General features: G+C 57.5%; 16 protein-coding genes. 4 read left to right on the top strand and 12 right to left on the bottom strand.

Annotation, left to right across the window (positions count from 1 at the left end; translation table 11 throughout):
- Positions 1-102: 102 nt before the first annotated feature.
- From fhuF to N512_RS22775, 10 genes are all read right to left on the bottom strand, one after another.
- Positions 103-930, bottom strand: coding sequence for a siderophore-iron reductase FhuF (fhuF, locus tag N512_RS0110260; protein ID WP_081737137.1), 828 nt, complete (start codon positions 928-930; stop codon positions 103-105).
- Entirely contained in the window at positions 921-1,796 is an 876-nt protein-coding gene (locus tag N512_RS22810) for an ABC transporter ATP-binding protein (RefSeq protein WP_051472756.1), read from the bottom strand. Before N512_RS22810 ends, fhuF begins: the two co-directional genes overlap by 10 nt.
- Positions 1,793-2,854: a FecCD family ABC transporter permease gene (locus N512_RS22805; protein ID WP_051472755.1), complete on the bottom strand. Its 1,062-nt coding sequence runs from the start codon at positions 2,852-2,854 to the stop codon at positions 1,793-1,795. Before N512_RS22805 ends, N512_RS22810 begins: the two co-directional genes overlap by 4 nt.
- Positions 2,851-3,900: a FecCD family ABC transporter permease gene (locus N512_RS22800; RefSeq protein ID WP_051472754.1), complete on the bottom strand. Its 1,050-nt coding sequence runs from the start codon at positions 3,898-3,900 to the stop codon at positions 2,851-2,853. Before N512_RS22800 ends, N512_RS22805 begins: the two co-directional genes overlap by 4 nt.
- Positions 3,897-4,997 (bottom strand): iron-siderophore ABC transporter substrate-binding protein, encoded by a 1,101-nt coding sequence (locus N512_RS22795; RefSeq protein ID WP_081737136.1) that lies wholly within the window; start codon positions 4,995-4,997, stop codon positions 3,897-3,899. Before N512_RS22795 ends, N512_RS22800 begins: the two co-directional genes overlap by 4 nt.
- 65 nt (positions 4,998-5,062) lie before the next feature.
- The gene (locus N512_RS0110235; RefSeq protein WP_443018269.1) at positions 5,063-7,219 is read right to left on the bottom strand and encodes a TonB-dependent siderophore receptor; all 2,157 of its coding nucleotides are present in this window, start codon (positions 7,217-7,219) and stop codon (positions 5,063-5,065) included.
- A 35-nt stretch (positions 7,220-7,254) separates the two neighbouring features.
- Positions 7,255-9,147: an IucA/IucC family protein gene (locus N512_RS22790; protein ID WP_081737135.1), complete on the bottom strand. Its 1,893-nt coding sequence runs from the start codon at positions 9,145-9,147 to the stop codon at positions 7,255-7,257.
- On the bottom strand, positions 9,144-9,761 hold the full coding sequence (locus N512_RS24055; protein ID WP_025010688.1) for a GNAT family N-acetyltransferase: 618 nt from the start codon (positions 9,759-9,761) through the stop codon (positions 9,144-9,146). The genes N512_RS22790 and N512_RS24055 overlap by 4 nt, the downstream gene beginning before the upstream one ends.
- A complete protein-coding gene (locus tag N512_RS22780; RefSeq protein ID WP_051472753.1) occupies positions 9,761-11,107 on the bottom strand; it encodes a lysine N(6)-hydroxylase/L-ornithine N(5)-oxygenase family protein in 1,347 nt (448 codons plus the stop codon). The genes N512_RS24055 and N512_RS22780 overlap by 1 nt, the downstream gene beginning before the upstream one ends.
- Positions 11,108-11,117: 10 nt before the next feature.
- On the bottom strand, positions 11,118-12,686 hold the full coding sequence (locus N512_RS22775) for a pyridoxal phosphate-dependent decarboxylase family protein (RefSeq protein WP_197021448.1): 1,569 nt from the start codon (positions 12,684-12,686) through the stop codon (positions 11,118-11,120).
- 506 nt (positions 12,687-13,192) lie between these two features.
- Between N512_RS22775 and N512_RS22770 the strand changes: the two genes are divergently transcribed.
- Genes N512_RS22770 through N512_RS0110195 form a run of 4 tightly spaced genes read left to right on the top strand, consistent with a single transcriptional unit; the run spans position 13,193 to position 17,034 of the window.
- Positions 13,193-13,981 (top strand): TetR/AcrR family transcriptional regulator, encoded by a 789-nt coding sequence (locus tag N512_RS22770; protein ID WP_051472752.1) that lies wholly within the window; start codon positions 13,193-13,195, stop codon positions 13,979-13,981.
- The gene (locus tag N512_RS0110205; protein ID WP_028780264.1) at positions 13,978-14,922 is read left to right on the top strand and encodes an HlyD family secretion protein; all 945 of its coding nucleotides are present in this window, start codon (positions 13,978-13,980) and stop codon (positions 14,920-14,922) included. Before N512_RS22770 ends, N512_RS0110205 begins: the two co-directional genes overlap by 4 nt.
- Positions 14,919-15,914 carry an ABC transporter ATP-binding protein gene (locus tag N512_RS0110200; protein WP_081737133.1) on the top strand — a complete coding sequence of 332 codons (996 nt, stop codon included), beginning with the start codon at positions 14,919-14,921 and terminating at the stop codon, positions 15,912-15,914. Before N512_RS0110205 ends, N512_RS0110200 begins: the two co-directional genes overlap by 4 nt.
- Positions 15,904-17,034, top strand: a complete 1,131-nt coding sequence (locus tag N512_RS0110195; RefSeq protein ID WP_028780262.1) for an ABC transporter permease — start codon at positions 15,904-15,906, stop codon at positions 17,032-17,034. Before N512_RS0110200 ends, N512_RS0110195 begins: the two co-directional genes overlap by 11 nt.
- Before the next feature lie 10 nt (positions 17,035-17,044).
- Here N512_RS0110195 and map read toward each other — a convergent pair whose 3' ends face one another.
- Together map and N512_RS0110185 are read right to left on the bottom strand one after the other, a co-directional pair.
- Complete coding sequence (gene map, locus N512_RS0110190) at positions 17,045-17,827, bottom strand: type I methionyl aminopeptidase (RefSeq protein ID WP_028780261.1); 783 nt, start codon at positions 17,825-17,827, stop codon at positions 17,045-17,047.
- Positions 17,820-18,026, bottom strand: coding sequence for a ParD-like family protein (locus N512_RS0110185; protein ID WP_025886768.1), 207 nt, complete (start codon positions 18,024-18,026; stop codon positions 17,820-17,822). The genes map and N512_RS0110185 overlap by 8 nt, the downstream gene beginning before the upstream one ends.
- Positions 18,027-18,143: the final 117 nt, after the last annotated feature.

Genomic DNA, 18,143 nt, shown 5'->3' with positions numbered 1-18,143 from the left:
ATAAGAAAAGCAGCGACTTGTCGCTGCTTTTCTTTTGGCCAACATTTTATTTCTCCATCGAAAGGCTCAGGTGATAACCACCAAAAGGCATTGAGCCGTAATCTAACCGCAGGCCTTTTGCCCTTTGCCTTTGCGGCCATCTTTATCCAGCGGGCAATCGGCGCACATTTGGGTGCAGGGAAGCTTGTGCCGCAGGCAACAGGCGATACGCGGGCTTTGCTGCTGCTTGAGCCTTAGCTTTCGCCAAAACGGATGGGCAATCGGCGTAACATAGGTACGTGGCTGCAGCTCAGCTTGCTCGAACATCTCTCTTATCAATTGTTGTCGCCAACTGACGGGCAGTGACAACTCACCCAGATACCAATGCACAATATAGGCTTGATGGCTGAAATGCAGCTTTGATGGCACTGGGCCCAGCTCTGCCAGGCGCTCGACAATGGGAATGAGCAACTGCTCGAGTAAGCTTTCCCAACTGGCAAGTTGCCCGGCGGGAGCCGGATGGCTGACATCTGCATCAAGCAGCAGATAGAAGGTTTCCGCCCGGCCGTTATCAAAAGGTTCAAGGTACCAGTTGCCGCTGCAAGCTGCAGCCGCAATGGCGCGGTTAAGTGCGCTGCCGGGCTGACTGGCAAACAGCCACAGCAGCAGGGGGGGCAGTTGCAGACCGAAAAACCACTGGCTCCACATGGAGTGCAGTGCCCGGGCGTCTATCTCGGGCTTTGTGGCACAAGTCGTGGACACCTTGGCTTGATAACTCAGGGCAAATTGCTGCAGCAGCGCCGGGTAATGTGCCTGGCTCAAGACTGAGTTCAAGCTGATGGCTTCTTGGGGTAACTGCTCCAGACTCTCTATGGCTTTGAAGTGCTCGCCATAGAAGGCGGCTTTTTGTGCCAATAGTTGGTTGAGCTCGCTGGCAATACTCATTCCCATGACGGCAGTCCTCCGGTGGCATTGTTGGTCGAATCCTCCCCGCCATGGTGCCCGGCGGCTCTGGGCTTTGCTCTGGGTCTTGGGATAATCATCGGGCAGTTGGCCTCGGGATCTGTGATTATGCTGGCATTGATATCGAACACCTGTTCCAGCAGGGCCTCGGTCAACAGTGATTCAGGCGCACCGCCGGCAATCAACTTGCCGTCACGCATCAACAGCAAGTGATCGCCGTAGCGCAGAGCCTGGTTGATGTCGTGCAGCACCAATACCAAGGTGCGACCCTGATCCACCAACGCCCGGCAAAAGTCGAGTACTGCCAGCTGGGCGCGGATATCGAGAAACGAGGTGGGTTCATCGAGCAGCAGCAAGTCGGTTTGCTGCGCCAGCACCATCGCCAGCCAGACACGCTGTTGCTGGCCGCCCGAGAGCTCGGCCACCGGCCTTTGTGCCAGTGTGGTTAACCCTGTGGCAGCCAGGGCTTGGGAAACCGCCAGTTCATCTTGCTCTGACCATTGGTGCCACAGGCTCTGATGAGGGTAACGGCCGCGACTGACCAGCTCCTGCACATCTATTCCTTCCGGCAATTCAGGCTTTTGCACCAGTAGTGCCAGCTCTCTGGCTCTGGCCTTGTTGCTCAACTGCGCCAAGGGGGTGTGACCCAAGATGACCTGGCCGCGTGTGGGCGGCAGTACCTGGCTCAAACACTTGAGCAGGGTCGACTTGCCACAACCATTGGGGCCAAGGATCACCGTCAGCTTACCCTTGGGGATGGCCAGGTTCATGGCGCTTATGATGGGCCGCTGGCCGTACTCGAGATAAAGCTCATGCCCACTGAGGGCTATGTCATAGTCAGGGTATTGGGTCATGATCTTTCTCCTTTTAGTCCCTTGGCCAGTTGCGGTTGTCCCCGGATTTCGCGGCTCAAGAGCAGCGCCAGATAGGCGCCGCCGATGAGGGCGGTCAATACGCCCACCGGCAGCCTTTGGTTGCCCGGCAGCAATAAGGTGAGGGTGTCGGCCCCGAGCAGCAACAGCGCGCCTATCAGCGCCGAGCGCAGCAGTGCCAATTGACGATTGCCAAAGCGGGCCAGATGCGGCGCCACCAAGGCGACGAAGGCCACGGGGCCGGCGCAGAGTACGGCTCCCAGGGCCAGCAAGGTGGCAAACAGCAGCGCCAGTGTTTGACTTTGGCGCACCGGGTTACCAAGCGCCTGAGCCAGTTCCTGGCCCAAAGCCAGCAGTGACAGACGGCGGGAGAGCAGCAACAGAGCGGGCAATGCCAGCAGTAGTACTGAGGTTATCAGCAGCACATCACCCCAGGTGCGGTGTGCCAGACTGCCGGACAGATACCCCAGCATCTGCTGCGCCTGCTCTCTTTGCACCAGTGTCAGTACAAACTGCACCAGGGCGATGGCAAAGGCGTTGATGGCGATGCCCATCAGCACCAGATTGCGGGAAAACTGCCATTGGCGTCCGAGCCCTGCGAAAAACAGCAGGAGCACAACCCCAGTGCCCAAGAGGGCGCCGGGCAGCAATGGCAGTTCCGGCAGCCATAATAACCAGAGGACGGCGCCGGCACTGGCACCAGCATTGACCCCGAGAATATCCGGGCTTCCCAGAGGGTTACGGCTCAGGCTTTGAAACACGGCGCCGGAGAGCCCCAGCGCCATGCCGGCGCCGAGGGCACACAGTGCCCTTGGCAGGCGTGATTGCCACAAAAGCCAGTTTTCATAGTCGGAGGCTTCGGCAAACAAGGCCTTGGCAAGGCTCACCGGCGCCAGGCCCTGATGTCCCAGCATCAGGCTAAGTAGCAGTGCAGCGCCAAGCAGGACTACGGCCAGCAAGGCGGCTCCAATGGCGCCGGATGAGGGGGCTCTTAAGGTTATCGGGCCCCATTGCCAGATGGGAAAACGGGTGTGGTTCATGACGCCTCCTTCAGGTTTTGCCCTCGGGCCATCAGGTACAGAAACGGCGCTCCCAGCAGGGCGACCATGATACCGGTCAGCAGCTCGGCCGGCGGCATCAATACCCGCGCCAACAGATCTGCCAATAACACCATGGCGCCGCCTATCAAAGCGGCTCCCGGTAATAGCAGGCGGAAATTGAGTGTCAGATAACGCCTGGCCAGATGGGCACTGGCCAGGCCGACAAAGGCCAGCGGGCCGACAATGGCGGTGGCTGCGGCGCACAGCAAGGTGGCACCCAGCCAGGCGAGCAGCCCCTGCCAGCCCTGGGAGGCACCGAGCGCTTTGGCGGTATGATTATCCAGCAGCATCAGATTCAGCGCCGGCGCCAGCAGCCACAAGAGTACCGCGGCGGGCAGCAGATAGGGCCAGAGCGCATGAAACTCCGGCCAGCCCAGCCCGGACAGGGAGCCCGCCATCCAATACCTGAAACCATCAAATAGCTGCGGGTTCAGCAACACTCTGGCCTGGACATAGGCCCCGAGCACGGCGCTGATGGCGGCGCCGGCCAGGATCAGCCTGACCGCCGCGGATTGCCCCTGGGATTGCTGCGCCCTGGACATCATATACACCAAGGCGCTGGCCAGCAGCGCTCCGGGCAAGGCCTGCCAGAAGAGACTCAAACCCGCTGTTGCGCTCCATAGCCCCAGAGTGACCAGAGAGGCGCTGGCGCCGGCATTGACGCCGAGCAGGCCGGGATCCGCCAAGGGGTTGCGGCACAGCGCCTGGATAACGCAACCGGCCATTGCCAATGCCATGCCGGCCAACATGCCGCACAGCAATCTTGGCAGCCTTGCCTGTAACACCAGCGACAGATGATCGTCTGCGGCCGGTTGCCAGAGCTTGCCCAGCATAGTCAGCGGTAGTGTGCGGGCGCCAAAGAGCAGGTTGGCCAATACCAGCAGCGCCAGTATCGTCAGCAGCCCAAGCAGGGTTACCGCGTTACGTCCAAGACGGTTCTGGGACTGGGTAGCTCCATGTTGCAGAAAGATTTTTGGGTGTGTCATCCCGGCCTCCCATTTTTATTCGATGGCGCGCCTGTATCTGCGTCTGTCTGTGTGTCTTGATGCCGGTATTGGCGAGGGTTTTCTTTTTGCTCTGCCAGGGTTTGTTGCAGTTGCGGCACCAGCTTGGGAATAGCCCATTTAACGCTTAGCAGCGAGCCGTAGGAGCTGGCCATCACCAGCGCCGGGTCGGTTATTGCCAGATACCGACCGCGGCGCATGGCGGGCAGACGACGGATAACCGCCATGGCTTCTACCTCGGCTCTGGCCTTGTCCGAGCTGTACCAGCTGAGCAGCAGCTCGGCATCGTCCAGCATGTCGGCGCGCTCCAGTCCTATGTGGGCGGCGAAGTGGCCTCGGCTGGCATTGAGCCCGGAAAGTTGTGGCGGCAATACAAACCCCAGCGCCAACAGCAGATCCACTCTGGGATCGCCTGTGACATAAACCGAGAGATTGCCAACTCGACTGGCGGCATTGATATAGGCCAGGCGCACGCCATTGAACTCAGGATTTTCGGCGGCGACTCGGGCGATATAGGCCCGTTGCTGTTTCAAAAGCGCTTCGGCCTGCAGTTCTTTACCGAGTGCCTTGGCTATCAGTTCCACCTGCTGCTTAACCGGTGTCAGCCAGGGTTTGTCCGGATAGGCGATGACGGGGGCCAGAGCGCTCAGCTGCAAAAAGCTTTCGCGGGTGATACCGGACTGGGGCGCCAGAATAAGATCCGGTTTCAACGCCAATAATCGCTCCACATCCAGCTCGGGGTAACTGCTGATGATGGCGGGCAGCGGCAGCTCTTGCGCTTCCAATGCCTGGCGAAACCAGGGTAGATAACCCTCTGCATCGCCGCCCCAGTAATGGGGTTCAATGGCTATGGGGACAACCCCTAAGGATAGGGTCCAGTCTTCGGCCCCGGCTCCCAGGGTCACCACGCGCTTGGGCGGCGACTCGATGCAGCTGGTCCCGTGGGCCGTGGTAATGCAAACCGGATAACCGTCTTGCGGCGGTGTTTGGGCTTTGGTTTGCGGATGGTCATAACAGCCCGTCAGCCCCAGGCTCAGAAACACGACAAGCGCCAACAGGCGCCTTGCTTCACACAACATACTTGTTATTCGCCCCGCAGTGCGGGGCGCTCCTTATTATGGATAGTTTCACGGCATAACGCGGCTCAGAAACGGTAGTCCAGGGTGACGCTGAAGTTACGCGGCGCGCCATACTGGAATTGGTTATAGAAGCCGAGCTGGCTGTAATAGCTCTTGTCGAGCGCGTTATCCAGATTGGCTCTCAGACTCAACTGTTCATTGAACTTGTATCTCGCCATCAGCTTCACCAGGGCGTAGCTGCCTTGTTCCACTTCGACTTTACTCTTGTCCGGTTTTGAGACTTGGCTATAGATGCGACTCTGCCAGTTGACCCCGGCGCCCAGCTGCAATCCGTGAAGCCAGCCATCGAATTCATAAGTGGTAAAGAGCTTGAGTTGCCGCTCCGGGTTGGTGGTGTTGATCTTTTGCCCTTTGGGATCTTCGGTATCAAACTGGGTGTAGCCCAGGTAAAGATCCCAGTTGTCATTGATGGAACCGTTGACCTCAAACTCAAAGCCGCGAGTCTTGGTACCGTCGACACTGCGGTAAATGGGGATAGTGCTGTTGGGCAGGTTTTCGCCGGTTTGCTCACCGACATTGTCCTGACGGATCTCAAAGGCAGCCAACGACAAGTCCAGCGCCTCATCGAACAGGCTGGCTTTGATCCCGGCCTCATAGTTGCTGCCCTTGATGGGGTCCAGGTAACGACCATCGGCCTGAACTTTGCTTTGCGGGGTAAAAATGTCCGTGTAGTTGGCATACAGGGCATATTCGTCGCTCAGGGCATAGGTCAGCCCCAGATAACCGGTGAACTCACCATCGACCTTATAGTCATGTTTGGCACCAAAGTTATCCTGATCTGTTTCCCAGTTATCCAGGCGGCCACCGAGTACCATGGACAGGGCATCGGTCAGCTCAAGCTGGGAAGCGATATAGACAGACTGTTGCTTGGTTTCGCCCCAGGAGCCGTAGAGCACCTGATCGCTCCATTGCGGCTTTGGGTAATCAAAGCCGGGCTGGCGGAAGTCTCCCAGAGGCGGTTTGGCACCGAGAGCGCCATAGTAGGGGTTGGCAAAATCCTGTTTTTGTTGATTGGCACCGGCCACCAGTTGGTGGTTACGGCCAAAGGCGTTGAAGTTGCCGCTCAGCTTGAGATCAAAGGTGTGCTGAGTGCGACTGCCGTCGATAAAGGCCAAAGAGCCGGGGACCATGCCCTCATTGGTGACAGGATCCGGGTTCCCTGTTGGCCAGAGCACATCAAACTCCAGGCTGTTGTCACCATAGATATAGCTGCCTTTTAGGCTCCAATCCGGGTTGAAGTGGTGCTCCAGAGTCACGAAGCCGTTGAGCGCATCTGTCTTGGCGGAGGCCCAACTGGGGGCGGTGGATACATGACGGTCGTAATTGGTGCGGTTGCCGTCACTGTCAAACAGCGGCAAGCCGCCGGACATGGTGCCTTCCGGCCTGGTATGCTGGAAATCACTGCCCAGGGTCAGCAGAGTATTGGTTCCCAGATCCGCTTCCAGGATGCCATACAGGGTTTGCCGCTGCTGCTCATATCTGTGTTGCCAGTTTTCCCTGTCCTGATAGGCCAGCACCACCCGGCCACGGATGCTGGCATCCTGATTGAGGCCGCCGGAGAGATCGACCACGCCGCGCAGCATGTCCCAGGAGCCGCTGCTCAGGCTGACACTGCCCTGAAACTCGGCAGTGGGCCGTTTTCGCACCAAATTGATGGCGGCAGAAGGGCTACCGGCACCCAGCATCAAGCCGGTGGCGCCGCGCACCACTTCAATGCGCTCGTATAGGGCGCTGTCCATCAGGTTATCGCCATAGTTGAAGCGGGTGTCATAGGTGGTTGCCACGCCATCATAGAGAATGCTGCTGACCGAGATCCCGCGGGCGCTGATGGAGTATCTGTCGTTGTCCGAGGGGCGGGCATTTATTCCGGCGACACTGGTCATGACATCAATGACAGAGTTGAGCTGCTGATCTTCAATGGCCTTGGCGGTGACGGCTGTGACAGACTGCGGCGTCTCGAGAAACGAGAGCTTCATGCCGGTGGCCGTGCTCATGTCACTTGCCTTGTAGCTCATGGGCTGGCTCTTGGCACCGACCACTGTCAGTACCTCCATCTCTTTCTCCTGTGTTTCGCTCTTGTCGGCAGCGAACACCGGGGCGCTCAATAGCACAGAACAGAGAAGGGCGATGGGGGTCGGCCTGAAGCCATTAAGGGTTTGCATATTTGTGTCCATTTTCCTGTTACTTCCTGGAAGGTTTACAAGGCCGGGTCTGCAAGACACTCGGCCTGGGTGGGTGTCACGCCAAAGCTGTGGCTGGCGGCAAAGGGGTGCAGCGGATTGTCGATATCGCCGGCAAAGCGCAGGTTCTTCTCCCTGTCTTCGAGATCTATCATCTGCTGGTTGTTGTTGAGCTGGATCCGGTTCAGGCAGGTGCGGACAAAGGTCGGCTGGAACAGATCGTAGCGGCGATACTTATCGGCAAACTGGGGGTGGGAAGCCTGATAATCACGGACCTTTCCGGCCACCAGGCTCCAGAATCCCTGTTCACTCAGGCTGGTGTGGCTATCGAGCAGCGGCGCCATAAAGCGGAAGATGCAGTCGAAAATATCCAGCAGTATGTAGTTGAGCTTCATCTCCTCTTCGAGCGAGACCGCCAGTTGCGCCACCCGTCCCGGCAGCGGCGCACTGCCGTTGAGAATTGCGACTTCTTCGCCTATGTCCTTCATCAATATGGTGACAGGCACCTTGTCATCCAGCACCAGAATAAGGTTCTCGCCATGGGGCATAAACACTAGATCGTAGGCAAAGAAGGCGTGCAGCAAGGGGGTAAGGTAAAGATCCAGCAGCCGGCTCATCCAGTCGTGGGCACTCAGGGGGGAAGCCTCGATAAGCGCCGCCAGCAGGCTCTGCTGCTGATTGTCCTGGTGCAGCAGGGCCGCCAGGGTCATCAGTTGCTGTCCGGGTTTTACCAAAGGCTCGCCCTGGAAGCTGAGAGCATAAGGGCTTTCACGCCACAGTGCCGAGAGCATCTTCTTGTAGGGGGTGTCTTTCTCCAGCGCCTGCTCATAGTATCTGTGGTGATAGCCTATGGCGGCGATTTCCCTGAGCAGCACAAATCTTTGATTGGCAAAGAAAGGGTCGCTGTCGATAAGCTCGGCGACAAAGGCATTGATCTCCGGGGTTCGGCTCATGTAGTAGGGCGATAAACCCCGCATAAAGCCCATATTGAGAATCGACAGCGCCGTCTTCACGTAACAGCGCTTGGGTTGGCTCAGGTTGAAGAAGGTGCGGATGGATTGCTGCACCTGATATTCATCACGGCCTTGTCCCAGGTGAATGAGGCGGTCACGGGCCAGATCGGCGGCAAATATGCGGCTGATCTTTTCGCGCCACTGCCATGGATGAACGGGCATCAGAAAATAATCGTCCGGGTTTTTGCCCTGTTGCCGGATCTTCTGCTCAAATCTGAGCAACAAAGCATCGCCCAACTCATCTTGCAGCAGTTGGCGATAGTCGAGCCCGGCTATCAGCGCCAGGCTGGTATGTTCACTGCTGACCGCCAGCCACTCGAGTTGCAACGGTTGACCGCTCTCCGGCGTAAAGGCCCGCCAGTCATCGACATCAAAACCTATGCGGCCGTTGTTGGCGACAAACACAGGATGGCCTTCGGTCATGGCCGCTTCTATCTGCTGATAGTCGCAATCCACCAGCTCCTGCACCGGCTTTGCCTGCCACAGAAGTTTGAAGGCCTTGCTGTAGAGGGTGCTGGTGATCTCTTCAAGATAAGTGGGCAGCAATGCATCGCTTATGCCGAGTCTCTCCTTGAGGGCGATGATAAGCAGCATGGCGTCCGGCTGTTGCTGCTCGCCATCTTTGAAACACTCGATGGAATCCGGCGCTATCTGCAGGTGATCCAGCTGATAACGGCGACCGCTGAAGCGGTAGCAGAGCTGACCATCCCGGGTATCCAGCTTGAGCTGCCAACAGGCCTCTTGCTCTGCCTCTGCTGGCAATAACAGCTCTGGCGCTATTAGCTTTTCATGACTGAATTCACTGAGAATTTTCGCCAGCAGATGGCGGCTCGCCTGGTTCCAGATGGCAGGCGTCAGATGGCTGAGACGAGTCTGTTCGATAATGGATGCTGTCATTGTGTGGCTCCTGTTGCCAGTGCGGCACTGAACCCAGGCAGGGTGCAAAAACCCAGCATGGCTTGTTTGTTTTCGAGTTGAATGGCGTGGCTGTAGCAGATGCCTACCGCACGGTTCAGCGGGTGAATCTTTTGGTTGTTGATATCCGGCTCTACCACCAGGCGGGCAAAGCCCAGATGCTGCAGTATCAGAGACACCACAGCCGTGATGGCCTGGCGGCTGAAACCGCGCTGCGGCTTAGTGGGAGGAGCCAGCAGCAAATGCATGCCGCAATCGCCGTGCTGGCAGTCAAAGTGTTGGCCCACTTCATCAAAGCGGGGATCGTACAGCTCGGTATAGAGCACAGGCTCTGCGTCGCGATAGGCCATCAGGCCAAACTTATCTGCAGTGGGGGCGAGCTCAACGCGGCGCTCGGTGGGCGTTAAGGATTGCATGCCCCAGAAGGCGGCATAGTCGCGGCCGAGCCAGTCGCTCAGGGTGTCAAAGTGTTCGCTTTCCCGATAGGCACAAAAATCAAAGTCGTTGACCTTGAGGCGCTTGCCCGGCGCAAAGCCGTATCTGGCGCTGAAGCCGGCTGTGTCGGCAGCCGGATTAACTGCTGTTTGAGAGGCCATCAGCTGGCCTCCCGCTGCAGAGCTTGATTGCTGCTGTGCCGGCGTTTGGGCGCACTGGCGTCTTGCTTGGGAATACCAAAGCTCTGGAAGGCAATTTGCTGCTCTATCTCGTAAGGTGCTTTGCCCAGGATCTGCCGCAATATGGTGGCGTTGCGATAGCAGCCCATTCCCAGATCCGGCGAACACAGCCCGTGGGTGTGCAGCCCCAGGTTCTGAACAAAAATTCGCCCGGCCTTGTCTATGTGATAATGACGCTGGACATCGGGATCGCCCTTTTGATCGAACAGCAGCTGCGAGTGGAGCGGCTCGAGAAAGTCCGGCAATCGGTAGCAGTAGCCGGTGGCCATCACCAGTGCCGAACTGGTCAGCTCGAACTCCTGCTCAAGTTCTGTATGTCTGCAACCCAGCAGCAGTTGCTGTCCGTCGCTGTGAACGCTTTGCAGTGCCGTGTTGGTCAGCAGCTGTACATCAAAATCACAGTGCAGGCGTTTTTGGTAAAGCAGATCATAGATGCTGTTGATCAGATCGGCGTTGATCCCCTTATAGAGGCTCTTCTGTGAGCCGATAAGTTCGCGGCGCTGCGCCTCGGGCAGGGCGTGGAAATAGTCGATATATTCCGGCGAGGTCATCTCCAGAGTCAGCTTGGTGTACTCAAGCGGGAAGAATCTTGGCGAGCGGGTGAGCCAGCGCAGGCGATAACCGTATTTGTCGATATCCAGCAGCAGATCTTCGAAGATCTCTGCCGCGCTCTGGCCACTGCCGACTATGGTGATGTCATTTTGGCTCTGCAGCGCCTGTTTACGGTGCAGATAGTTGGCCGAGTGCAGTACTCGCTTGTCGGCGCCGGGGCAGAAGTGGGGCATCCAGGGCTGGGTACCGGTTCCCAGCACCAGGTGACGGGCGCGCAGGCTCTGCTCTTGGCCACTGACTCTGTCCTGCCCTTTGACCAGATAAGTGTCGGTTTCGGCATCGAAACTGACCCGGGTGACCTTGAAATTGAATTTAAGGTTACTCAGCTCGGCGCAGACCCATTGGCAGTAGAGATTATATTCCTGCCGCGGCAGGAAGAAGCTTTCGCGAATATAGAAACTGTAGAGTCGGCCGGTTTGTTTGGCGAAGTTCAAATAGCTGTAGCGGCTGGTGGGATCGGCCATGGTCACCAGATCCGACATGACAGGGGTCTGCAATCTGGACGATTCCAGCAACATGCCGGGATGCCAGTCGAAACCGGCGCCGGCATCGACAAACAGACACTCAAGACCGTCAAGCGGCTCGGCCAGGGCCGCCAGGCTCAGGTTAAAGGGGCCTATCCCTATGCCCAGGATATCGTAGACTTTGGTTTGCATCAGTTCCTCCTCAGGCGCTGCAAAGCGCGCTGGTCTTGTAGTGACGGGCCTGCTCGCGACCGATTTTGCAGATGTCGGTTAATACGGCTTCGATATCCTCGAGACGGGTGTGAGGGTTGAGCAGGGTAAACTTGAGATATTGGCTGCCGGCCACCTTGGTCGCTGCAATCATGGCGCGGCCTTCACGGGCCAGACGGGCACGGATATGGCGATTGCATTCATCCAATTCGGCGCTGCCGAGTGCCGGGTCGTTGAAGCGAAACACCAGGGTAGTCAGCGACGGGCGCTGCGCCGTCTGCAACTCGGGGAAACGGCTAAAGCTTTCATAAAGCTCGGCTGTGGTGGCAATCAGGGTGTCGAACATTTCGCCTATGGCATCCGGCCCGGCGGCTCTCAGGCTCAGCCACAGCTTGAGGGCATCAAACCTGCGGGTGGTTTGCAGGCTCTTATTGACCAGATCCGGCACTCCGGCCTGGGCCTGGGACTCAGGGTTGAGGTAATCGGCATGGTAGGTGAGGTAACCGAGCACGCCTTTGTCCTTGACCAACAGCGCCGAGCAGCACACGGGCTGGAAGAAGGACTTATGGAAATCCAGGCTGACAGAGTCGGCCAACTCTATGCCTTCGAGGCGTTGGCGCTGAGTGCGTGACAGCAACAAGGCGCCGCCGTAGGCCGCATCCACATGCAGATAACAGCCGAACTCGCGGCAAAGGGCAGCAATGGGCGCTATGGGATCTATGGCGCCAAAGTCAGTGGTCCCAGCGGTAGCGACCACGGCGATGGGGATCAGTCCTGCCGCTTTGAGCTGCCTGAGTTTGCCCGCCAGTGCCTTGGGATCCATGCGCCGATTGGCATCACAACCGACACTCACAACCGCCTCGTGTCCCAACCCTAAAAGTGCGGCTGCTTTTTGAATGCTGAAATGGCTGAATTCAGAGCAGAGAATGCGGTAGCGGCGGGCATTGGCAGCCAGGCCGGCCAGAACATTGCCTCTGTGACCCGGCTCAAGGCTGCCGGCCAACTCTCTGGCAAGCAGCAGCGCCATCAGGTTGGACTGGGTGCCGCCGGTAGTGAAGACACCGTCGGCAAATCCTTGATATCCCACGCGCTCGCAGGCCCAGTCGATAACCTTCTGTTCAATCAGAGTCCCGCCGGCGCTCTGATCCCAAGTTTCCACCGCAGTATTGATGGCAGAACTCAACTGCTCGGCCAACAAGGATGTGAGCATTACAGGGCAGTTGAGGTGGGCCAGATAATCAGGGTGTTGGAAGTAGATGGCGTGGCTGAGATAGAGCTTGTCCAGTTCGGCCAGAACTTGCTTCATGTCCCCGAGGGGGCGGTCGAGATTGATATCGGAAAATGCGCTTTGCAGCTCTTCGGGGCGAATGCCACTGCTGGGGCCATCCAGCCGTTCAAGGCGGTGTTTCAGGGTATCCATGCCCAGTTGCATCAAGCGGGAGTAGTGGTGTTCGGGTGCGATACCAAAGAGTTCAGTGTGGGGAGCGAACGGCAGGTGGCCGGCGGCATCATAGCTCGGGTCATTGCTCGCCTGTTCAGGCTCCATGCTGGGGTGTGTCACTTTTGCCTCCTTTGCGACTGACATGAGGTCAGTCATCAATGACAAGTCACCCAGGGACAGGAACTACTTCGGCCTTTCCCTGGGCCATTCCTTTTTTGCTGTCATCCGTTTCTCAACGACAGCGGCGACAAATTAGCATGCACTCAAATACAAATGCAAATGATTCTCAATTGATTTATGTAAAGATGTAACTGGTCTGATTAGAAGCCTGTACCGATAACCATAAATTGGTCGGATAAAGACGGCATTTACAGCATTGGGAGCGACTGATTTGAGAGTGGCTGAGTTGAGAGCGATTTGCTCAAGAGTGACGGAATTCCCATTGGCTCCGTCGGCGGAGAGGTAAAGGACGGGAGTCGAAGACGGTGGAGCAAGCTTGCTCAAATATCCTCTTAACTGGGCCGACTAAATTCCCCAACATAGGCACGAATGGAGAATTAACTCACTGCCATATAAGCACTAAACTGAGTATATTCATCACAAGAGGAATTTTTGAGGAGCAGGGGATGAAAGCCACAGCCGGTCGTCCTAAAGGCCATTCAGGGGCCAGGGATGCTTTGATAGAAGCCGCGCGCAGTTGCTTTACCCTGAAGGGGTATGAGCGGGTTTCCACCCGAGAGTTGGCGCGCAAGGCGGGAGTGGATGCGGCGATGATCCGTTATTACTTCGGCTCCAAGGCAGGCCTGTTTGAGGCCATGGTCAGAGACACAATCGCTCCAGTGCTGGAAGCCTTCAAACATTACAATGCCGCGCAAAGTCATCAATCTGCCAGTGAGGGCTCTGCAAACAGCCCTGAGCCCAGCAATAGCCGCCTTGAGCTTGGTAATAACAGCCTTGAGCCCAGCAAGATGAGTCTTGATTCGAGCAAGAAAAGACCCGAGCCAGGTTTTGGCGGGCCATTTGAGCTGATGCAGGTCTATTACCGCGCCATGGCTGCCAACCCGGCCTTGCCCGGGCTTATCATCCAGGTGTTGAATCACAGAGAAGGCAGTGAAGCCTTCGATGCCCTTGCCAGCGTATTCAGTGACATGCTCAGCCGCTCGAGGCTGTGGATCCGCCAGCTTGGGCAACATCAAGGCCTTAATCCCAACCTGGACCCTACCTTGGCGCGGCTGAGTTTTGTCAGCCTGATGGTGTTTCCGCTGATCGCCCCGGCCCATCTGATGCGGGACTTCGGTGTCGAATTGAACGAAACCTGGCTCAAACAGCTGGCAGAGCACAATGCCAAAGTCCTGCATCAAGGCTTATTGCGCCAGGATATTGCCGCCAACCCAGGCAGTGAGGAACCCCAATGAACAAGATATCCCTGATACTGACAGCGACACTATTGCTGTTGCAAGCTTGTGGCGACAGCGACAAAAGCCGCGCCATGGGCACACTGGAGCGGGATCGTATCCAGCTTTCAGCCCCCGTTGCCGAGCAGATAGCCGATATCCATGTGGCCGAGGGTGACAAGGTCGAGGCGGGGCAGTTGTTGCTGCAATTGGACAGCCGCAGCGCGGCAGCCAGAGTGGCACAGCGCCGCGCCGAACTGGCTGAGGCCGGCGCCAGGCTCGATGAGCTGCAACAAGGTGCCAGGGTAGAAGAGCGGCGGGCGGCCAGAGCCGCCATAGAGGCGGCAACGGCAGCCGCGACCGAAGCCAGACTCAGATATCAGCGTACCCGCGAGCTGTTTGCCGCCAAAGTGGTGGGGCAGGCGGAGTTGGATGCGGCCATCGCCGAGCGGGATCACACCAAGGCCTTGGTCGAGCAGGCCAATGAACAATGGCTGCAACTGGAAAACGGTACCCGCAGCGAACAACTGGTCCAGGCCGAAGCCAGAGTGGCTGCCGCAGCAGCGGCGCTCAAGGCCGAGGAGAAAGCCTTGGACGACCTCAGTCTCAGGGCGCCGCTGGCATCAGAGGTGGACATATTGCCCTGGAAGAGGGGCGATCGAGTGGCTCAGGGCACTCAACTTGTCGCGCTTTTGGCGCTGGATAAACCCTATGCCAGAGTCTATCTGCCGCAAACGGCCATCAGTAAGCTTTCCCGCGGCGACAAGCTGGAGGTCTGGGTCGATGGGGTGGAGCAGCCGCTCAACGGCACTGTCAGAAATATCCGTTCTCAACCTGCCTTTACTCCGTTTTATGCCCTTAATGAGCGCGATCGTGCCAGATTGATGTATCTGACAGATATCGATGTCGAGGGCGCCGAGTCTCTGCCCTCAGGGCTGGCGCTGGAGGTACGACTGCCATGACTCAGTCAGCTGATGCCTGTGCTTCTTCGGCCATTCAAGCCACCTTGTCCATTGATTCTTCCCTGGCCATTGAAGCTCCCCTAGCCATTGAAGCTCACGGACTGACCCGGCGCTTTGGTGAGTTGACCGCGGTGGATAATCTCAGTCTTGCCATCCCCCGTGGCAGCATTTACGGTTTTCTTGGTCCCAACGGTTGCGGCAAGTCCACTGCGATCCGGCTGCTTACCGGCCTGTTGTTGCCGGATGCCGGTGAGGTGACCGTATTGGGAGAGCCGCTTGCCGGTAACGAAGAGGCGCTCAAGCAACGTATAGGTTATATGACCCAGAAGTTCTCTCTCTACGATAATCTGTCTGTGCTGGAGAACCTCAGATTTGTCGCCAGTATTTATGGCCTGTTCGGCCGCCGCGGCAAGGCGCGCATTGAAGAGCTACTGCATCTGTATAGCCTAGAGGGCAGGGAGTCTCAGTTGGCCGGCTCCATGAGTGGTGGCCAGAAGCAGCGTCTGGCACTGGCCTGCGCCACACTGCACTCCCCCGAGCTCTTGTTTCTCGATGAACCCACCTCGGCGGTCGATCCGGAAAACCGCCGCGAGTTTTGGGAGCGGCTGTTCGATCTCTGCGCCGCCGGGACCACTATTTTGGTTTCAACCCACTACATGGACGAGGCGGAGCGCTGCCATGCATTGGCAATCCTGGAGCGCGGCGCCAAGCGGGCCGATGGCTCCCCGGCCGAATTGATGCAGCAGATGGGCGCCAGCGTGGTGGAAGTGAGCGGTGAGCAGCTAAGGGCGCTCAAGCAGCAGCTGGTGGCCTTACCTGAGGTTGTTTCTGCCGCTCAGGTAGGCACCCGGCTCAGGGTGTTGGTGCGGCGTGATGACACAGATCCCATCGCCTTTCTCAGCCCCTATTGCGATGGGCACAAGCTCGCCATGGCGCGCCCCAGTCTCGAAGATGTGTTTGTATCCTGCACCGGAGGTCGACATGTGGGCTAGGATATTGGCAATCATGCTCAAGGAGCTCAGGCAGCTGTCGCGGGATAGGATGACCTTCGGCATGATAGTGATGATCCCTCTGGTGCAGCTGTTGCTGTTCGGCTACGCCATCAATACCGATGCCAGGCATCTGCCCGCCGGATTGGTGGATATGTCCGCCAGCAGCTACAGCCGGGCCTTGGTGCAGGCGGTAAAGGCCACCCAGGTGGTGGACTTCAAGGCAACATACGCCTCTATCGAACAGGCCGAGGCGGCCATCACCTCGGGAGAAGTGCGCGCCGTGCTCTATTTGCCGGCGGATCTCAATGCCCGTCTGGTGAATCATCCAGCCTTCGACCGTCGTCAAAGCGACAGCCAGCTTACCCGGCCCGTGGCCCAGTGGCTGGTGGATGGCTCGGATACGGTTATCGCCGCCGCGATTCGTAGCCTGAGAAGCATGCCGCTGGATGAGGTGGCCGGTTTCAGCAGCCAAAACCGGGTGCCAAGCTTTGAGGTGGTGCAGTATTTCAACCCGGAGCAGCGCACAGTGGTTAACATAGTGCCCGGCTTGCTGGCGGTGATTTTGACCATGACAATGATCATGTTCACCTCTGCTGCCATTGTCAGGGAAAGAGAGCAGGGCAATATGGAGTTTCTGATCACCACCCCGGTTAAACCCATGGAGCTGATGGTGGGGAAAATCATCCCCTATGTGCTGGTGGGGCTTATTCAGGTGAGTATTATTCTCAGCGTGGGCCACTTCCTGTTCGGTGTGCCTGTGCGCGGAGGTCTGGACAGCTTGTTGCTGGCCTCTTTGCTGTTTATCTTTGCCAGCCTCAGCCTGGGCCTGGTGATCAGCACTATTGCCAAGACCCAATTGCAGGCGATGCAGCTGACGGTATTTATCCTGTTGCCCTCTATTCTGTTGTCAGGCTTTATGTTTCCTTACGAAGCTATGCCAATTGCGGCGCAGTGGATAGCCGAAGCGCTGCCGGCGACCCACTTTATGCGTATGGTGCGCGCCATAGTCCTGCGTGAGGCCGATATCCTGATGTTGGCTAAAGATGCCTTTTGGCTGGGGGCGTTCACCCTGGGAGGCGTGTTGCTCGCTTCATTGAGGTTCCGTAAGCGTTTGGGATGAGCGCTGTGGTTCAGCGCTCTTCATCTCTGAGGGTCAACACTTCATAGCCGGTATCTGTCACCAGTATGGTGTGCTCCCACTGGGCCGAGAGTTTTTTATCCCGGGTCACTACTGTCCAGCCATCTTTCTTGGTCTTTATTTTGGCGCCGCCCTGGTTGATCATCGGCTCTATGGTAAAACACATACCGGCTCGCAGTTCCAGGCCGCTGGCAGCGCGGCCATAGTGCAGCACCTGGGGCTCTTCGTGCATCTCGCGCCCTATGCCATGACCACAGTATTCCCTGACCACACTGTAGCCCTGGGATTCGGCATACTGTTGAATCGCATGGCCAATATCCCCGAGGCGGGCACCGGGCCTGACCATCTTGATCCCTCGCCACATGGCTTCATAAGTGGCCTGTACCAGGCGTTTGGCCAAAGGCGATGCCTGTGGCATCAGGTACATCTTGCTGGAGTCGGCAATAAAACCATCCTTTTCGAGGGTGATATCCAGATTGACAATATCGCTGGCCTTCAGCAACTGCTGCTCCGACGGAACCCCGTGACACACGACTTCATTGACCGAACTGTTGAGCACATAGGCATAGCCGTATTGGCCCTTGCTGGCCGGGCGCGCCTTAAGCTCGTTGACGATAAAGTCTTCTACTCTGTCGTTGATGGCCATGGTCGAGATGCCGGGAACAACAAAGTCGTCCAACATGGCAAATACCTTGGCAAGCAGGGCGCCTGAGCGGCGCATCAGCTCGGCTTCAGCTGCAGTTTTTAAATGAATTTTTCTTTTTTGTTCAAGCATTTTGCACTCCTGGTACCTTGATGGCTTCCCGCTGATACAGCTCGGCCATCAGCTCATTAAAACTCCGGTCGGGGTTAAGCTCGGCCAGCATGCCCATCTTGATCCAAAATTCCGCCTGGGCGTTGATGGAGCGCGCCATCAGGCCGCTGGCCTTGCGCAGCTCCTCATGGAGTTCATCGGAGATCTTGATAATTCCCATATGCCAAAAATACACTTTATATATAAAACATATATGAATCGTATACTTTGTGGGTTCAAAAGAAAAGCATGTAGGTTGAAAGATTGCGGCGCCTTAAGGAAAGGGCTTAAGGCTGTT

Origin of the sequence: Shewanella sp. 38A_GOM-205m (assembly GCF_000518445.1) — a bacterium.
Lineage (GTDB): Bacteria > Pseudomonadota > Gammaproteobacteria > Enterobacterales > Shewanellaceae > Shewanella > Shewanella algae.
Note: the sequence above shows the minus strand (reverse complement) of the source record. Positions and strands in the feature narration are given on the sequence as shown.

What these genes read in the sequence shown, in the direction of transcription:
- N512_RS0110235 (WP_443018269.1), bottom strand. Translation starts at nt 7,219, where the DNA reads ATGCAAACCCTTAATGGCTTCAGGCCGACCCCCATCGCCCTTCTCTGT.
- fhuF (WP_081737137.1), bottom strand. Translation starts at nt 930, where the DNA reads ATGGGAATGAGTATTGCCAGCGAGCTCAACCAACTATTGGCACAAAAA.
- N512_RS0110205 (WP_028780264.1), top strand. Translation starts at nt 13,978, where the DNA reads ATGAACAAGATATCCCTGATACTGACAGCGACACTATTGCTGTTGCAA.
- N512_RS22770 (WP_051472752.1), top strand. Translation starts at nt 13,193, where the DNA reads ATGAAAGCCACAGCCGGTCGTCCTAAAGGCCATTCAGGGGCCAGGGAT.
- N512_RS0110195 (WP_028780262.1), top strand. Translation starts at nt 15,904, where the DNA reads ATGTGGGCTAGGATATTGGCAATCATGCTCAAGGAGCTCAGGCAGCTG.
- N512_RS22805 (WP_051472755.1), bottom strand. Translation starts at nt 2,854, where the DNA reads ATGAACCACACCCGTTTTCCCATCTGGCAATGGGGCCCGATAACCTTA.
- N512_RS22800 (WP_051472754.1), bottom strand. Translation starts at nt 3,900, where the DNA reads ATGACACACCCAAAAATCTTTCTGCAACATGGAGCTACCCAGTCCCAG.
- map (WP_028780261.1), bottom strand. Translation starts at nt 17,827, where the DNA reads ATGCTTGAACAAAAAAGAAAAATTCATTTAAAAACTGCAGCTGAAGCC.
- N512_RS22780 (WP_051472753.1), bottom strand. Translation starts at nt 11,107, where the DNA reads ATGCAAACCAAAGTCTACGATATCCTGGGCATAGGGATAGGCCCCTTT.
- N512_RS22795 (WP_081737136.1), bottom strand. Translation starts at nt 4,997, where the DNA reads ATGTTGTGTGAAGCAAGGCGCCTGTTGGCGCTTGTCGTGTTTCTGAGC.
- N512_RS0110185 (WP_025886768.1), bottom strand. Translation starts at nt 18,026, where the DNA reads ATGGGAATTATCAAGATCTCCGATGAACTCCATGAGGAGCTGCGCAAG.
- N512_RS22790 (WP_081737135.1), bottom strand. Translation starts at nt 9,147, where the DNA reads ATGACAGCATCCATTATCGAACAGACTCGTCTCAGCCATCTGACGCCT.
- N512_RS22810 (WP_051472756.1), bottom strand. Translation starts at nt 1,796, where the DNA reads ATGACCCAATACCCTGACTATGACATAGCCCTCAGTGGGCATGAGCTT.
- N512_RS0110200 (WP_081737133.1), top strand. Translation starts at nt 14,919, where the DNA reads ATGACTCAGTCAGCTGATGCCTGTGCTTCTTCGGCCATTCAAGCCACC.
- N512_RS24055 (WP_025010688.1), bottom strand. Translation starts at nt 9,761, where the DNA reads ATGGCCTCTCAAACAGCAGTTAATCCGGCTGCCGACACAGCCGGCTTC.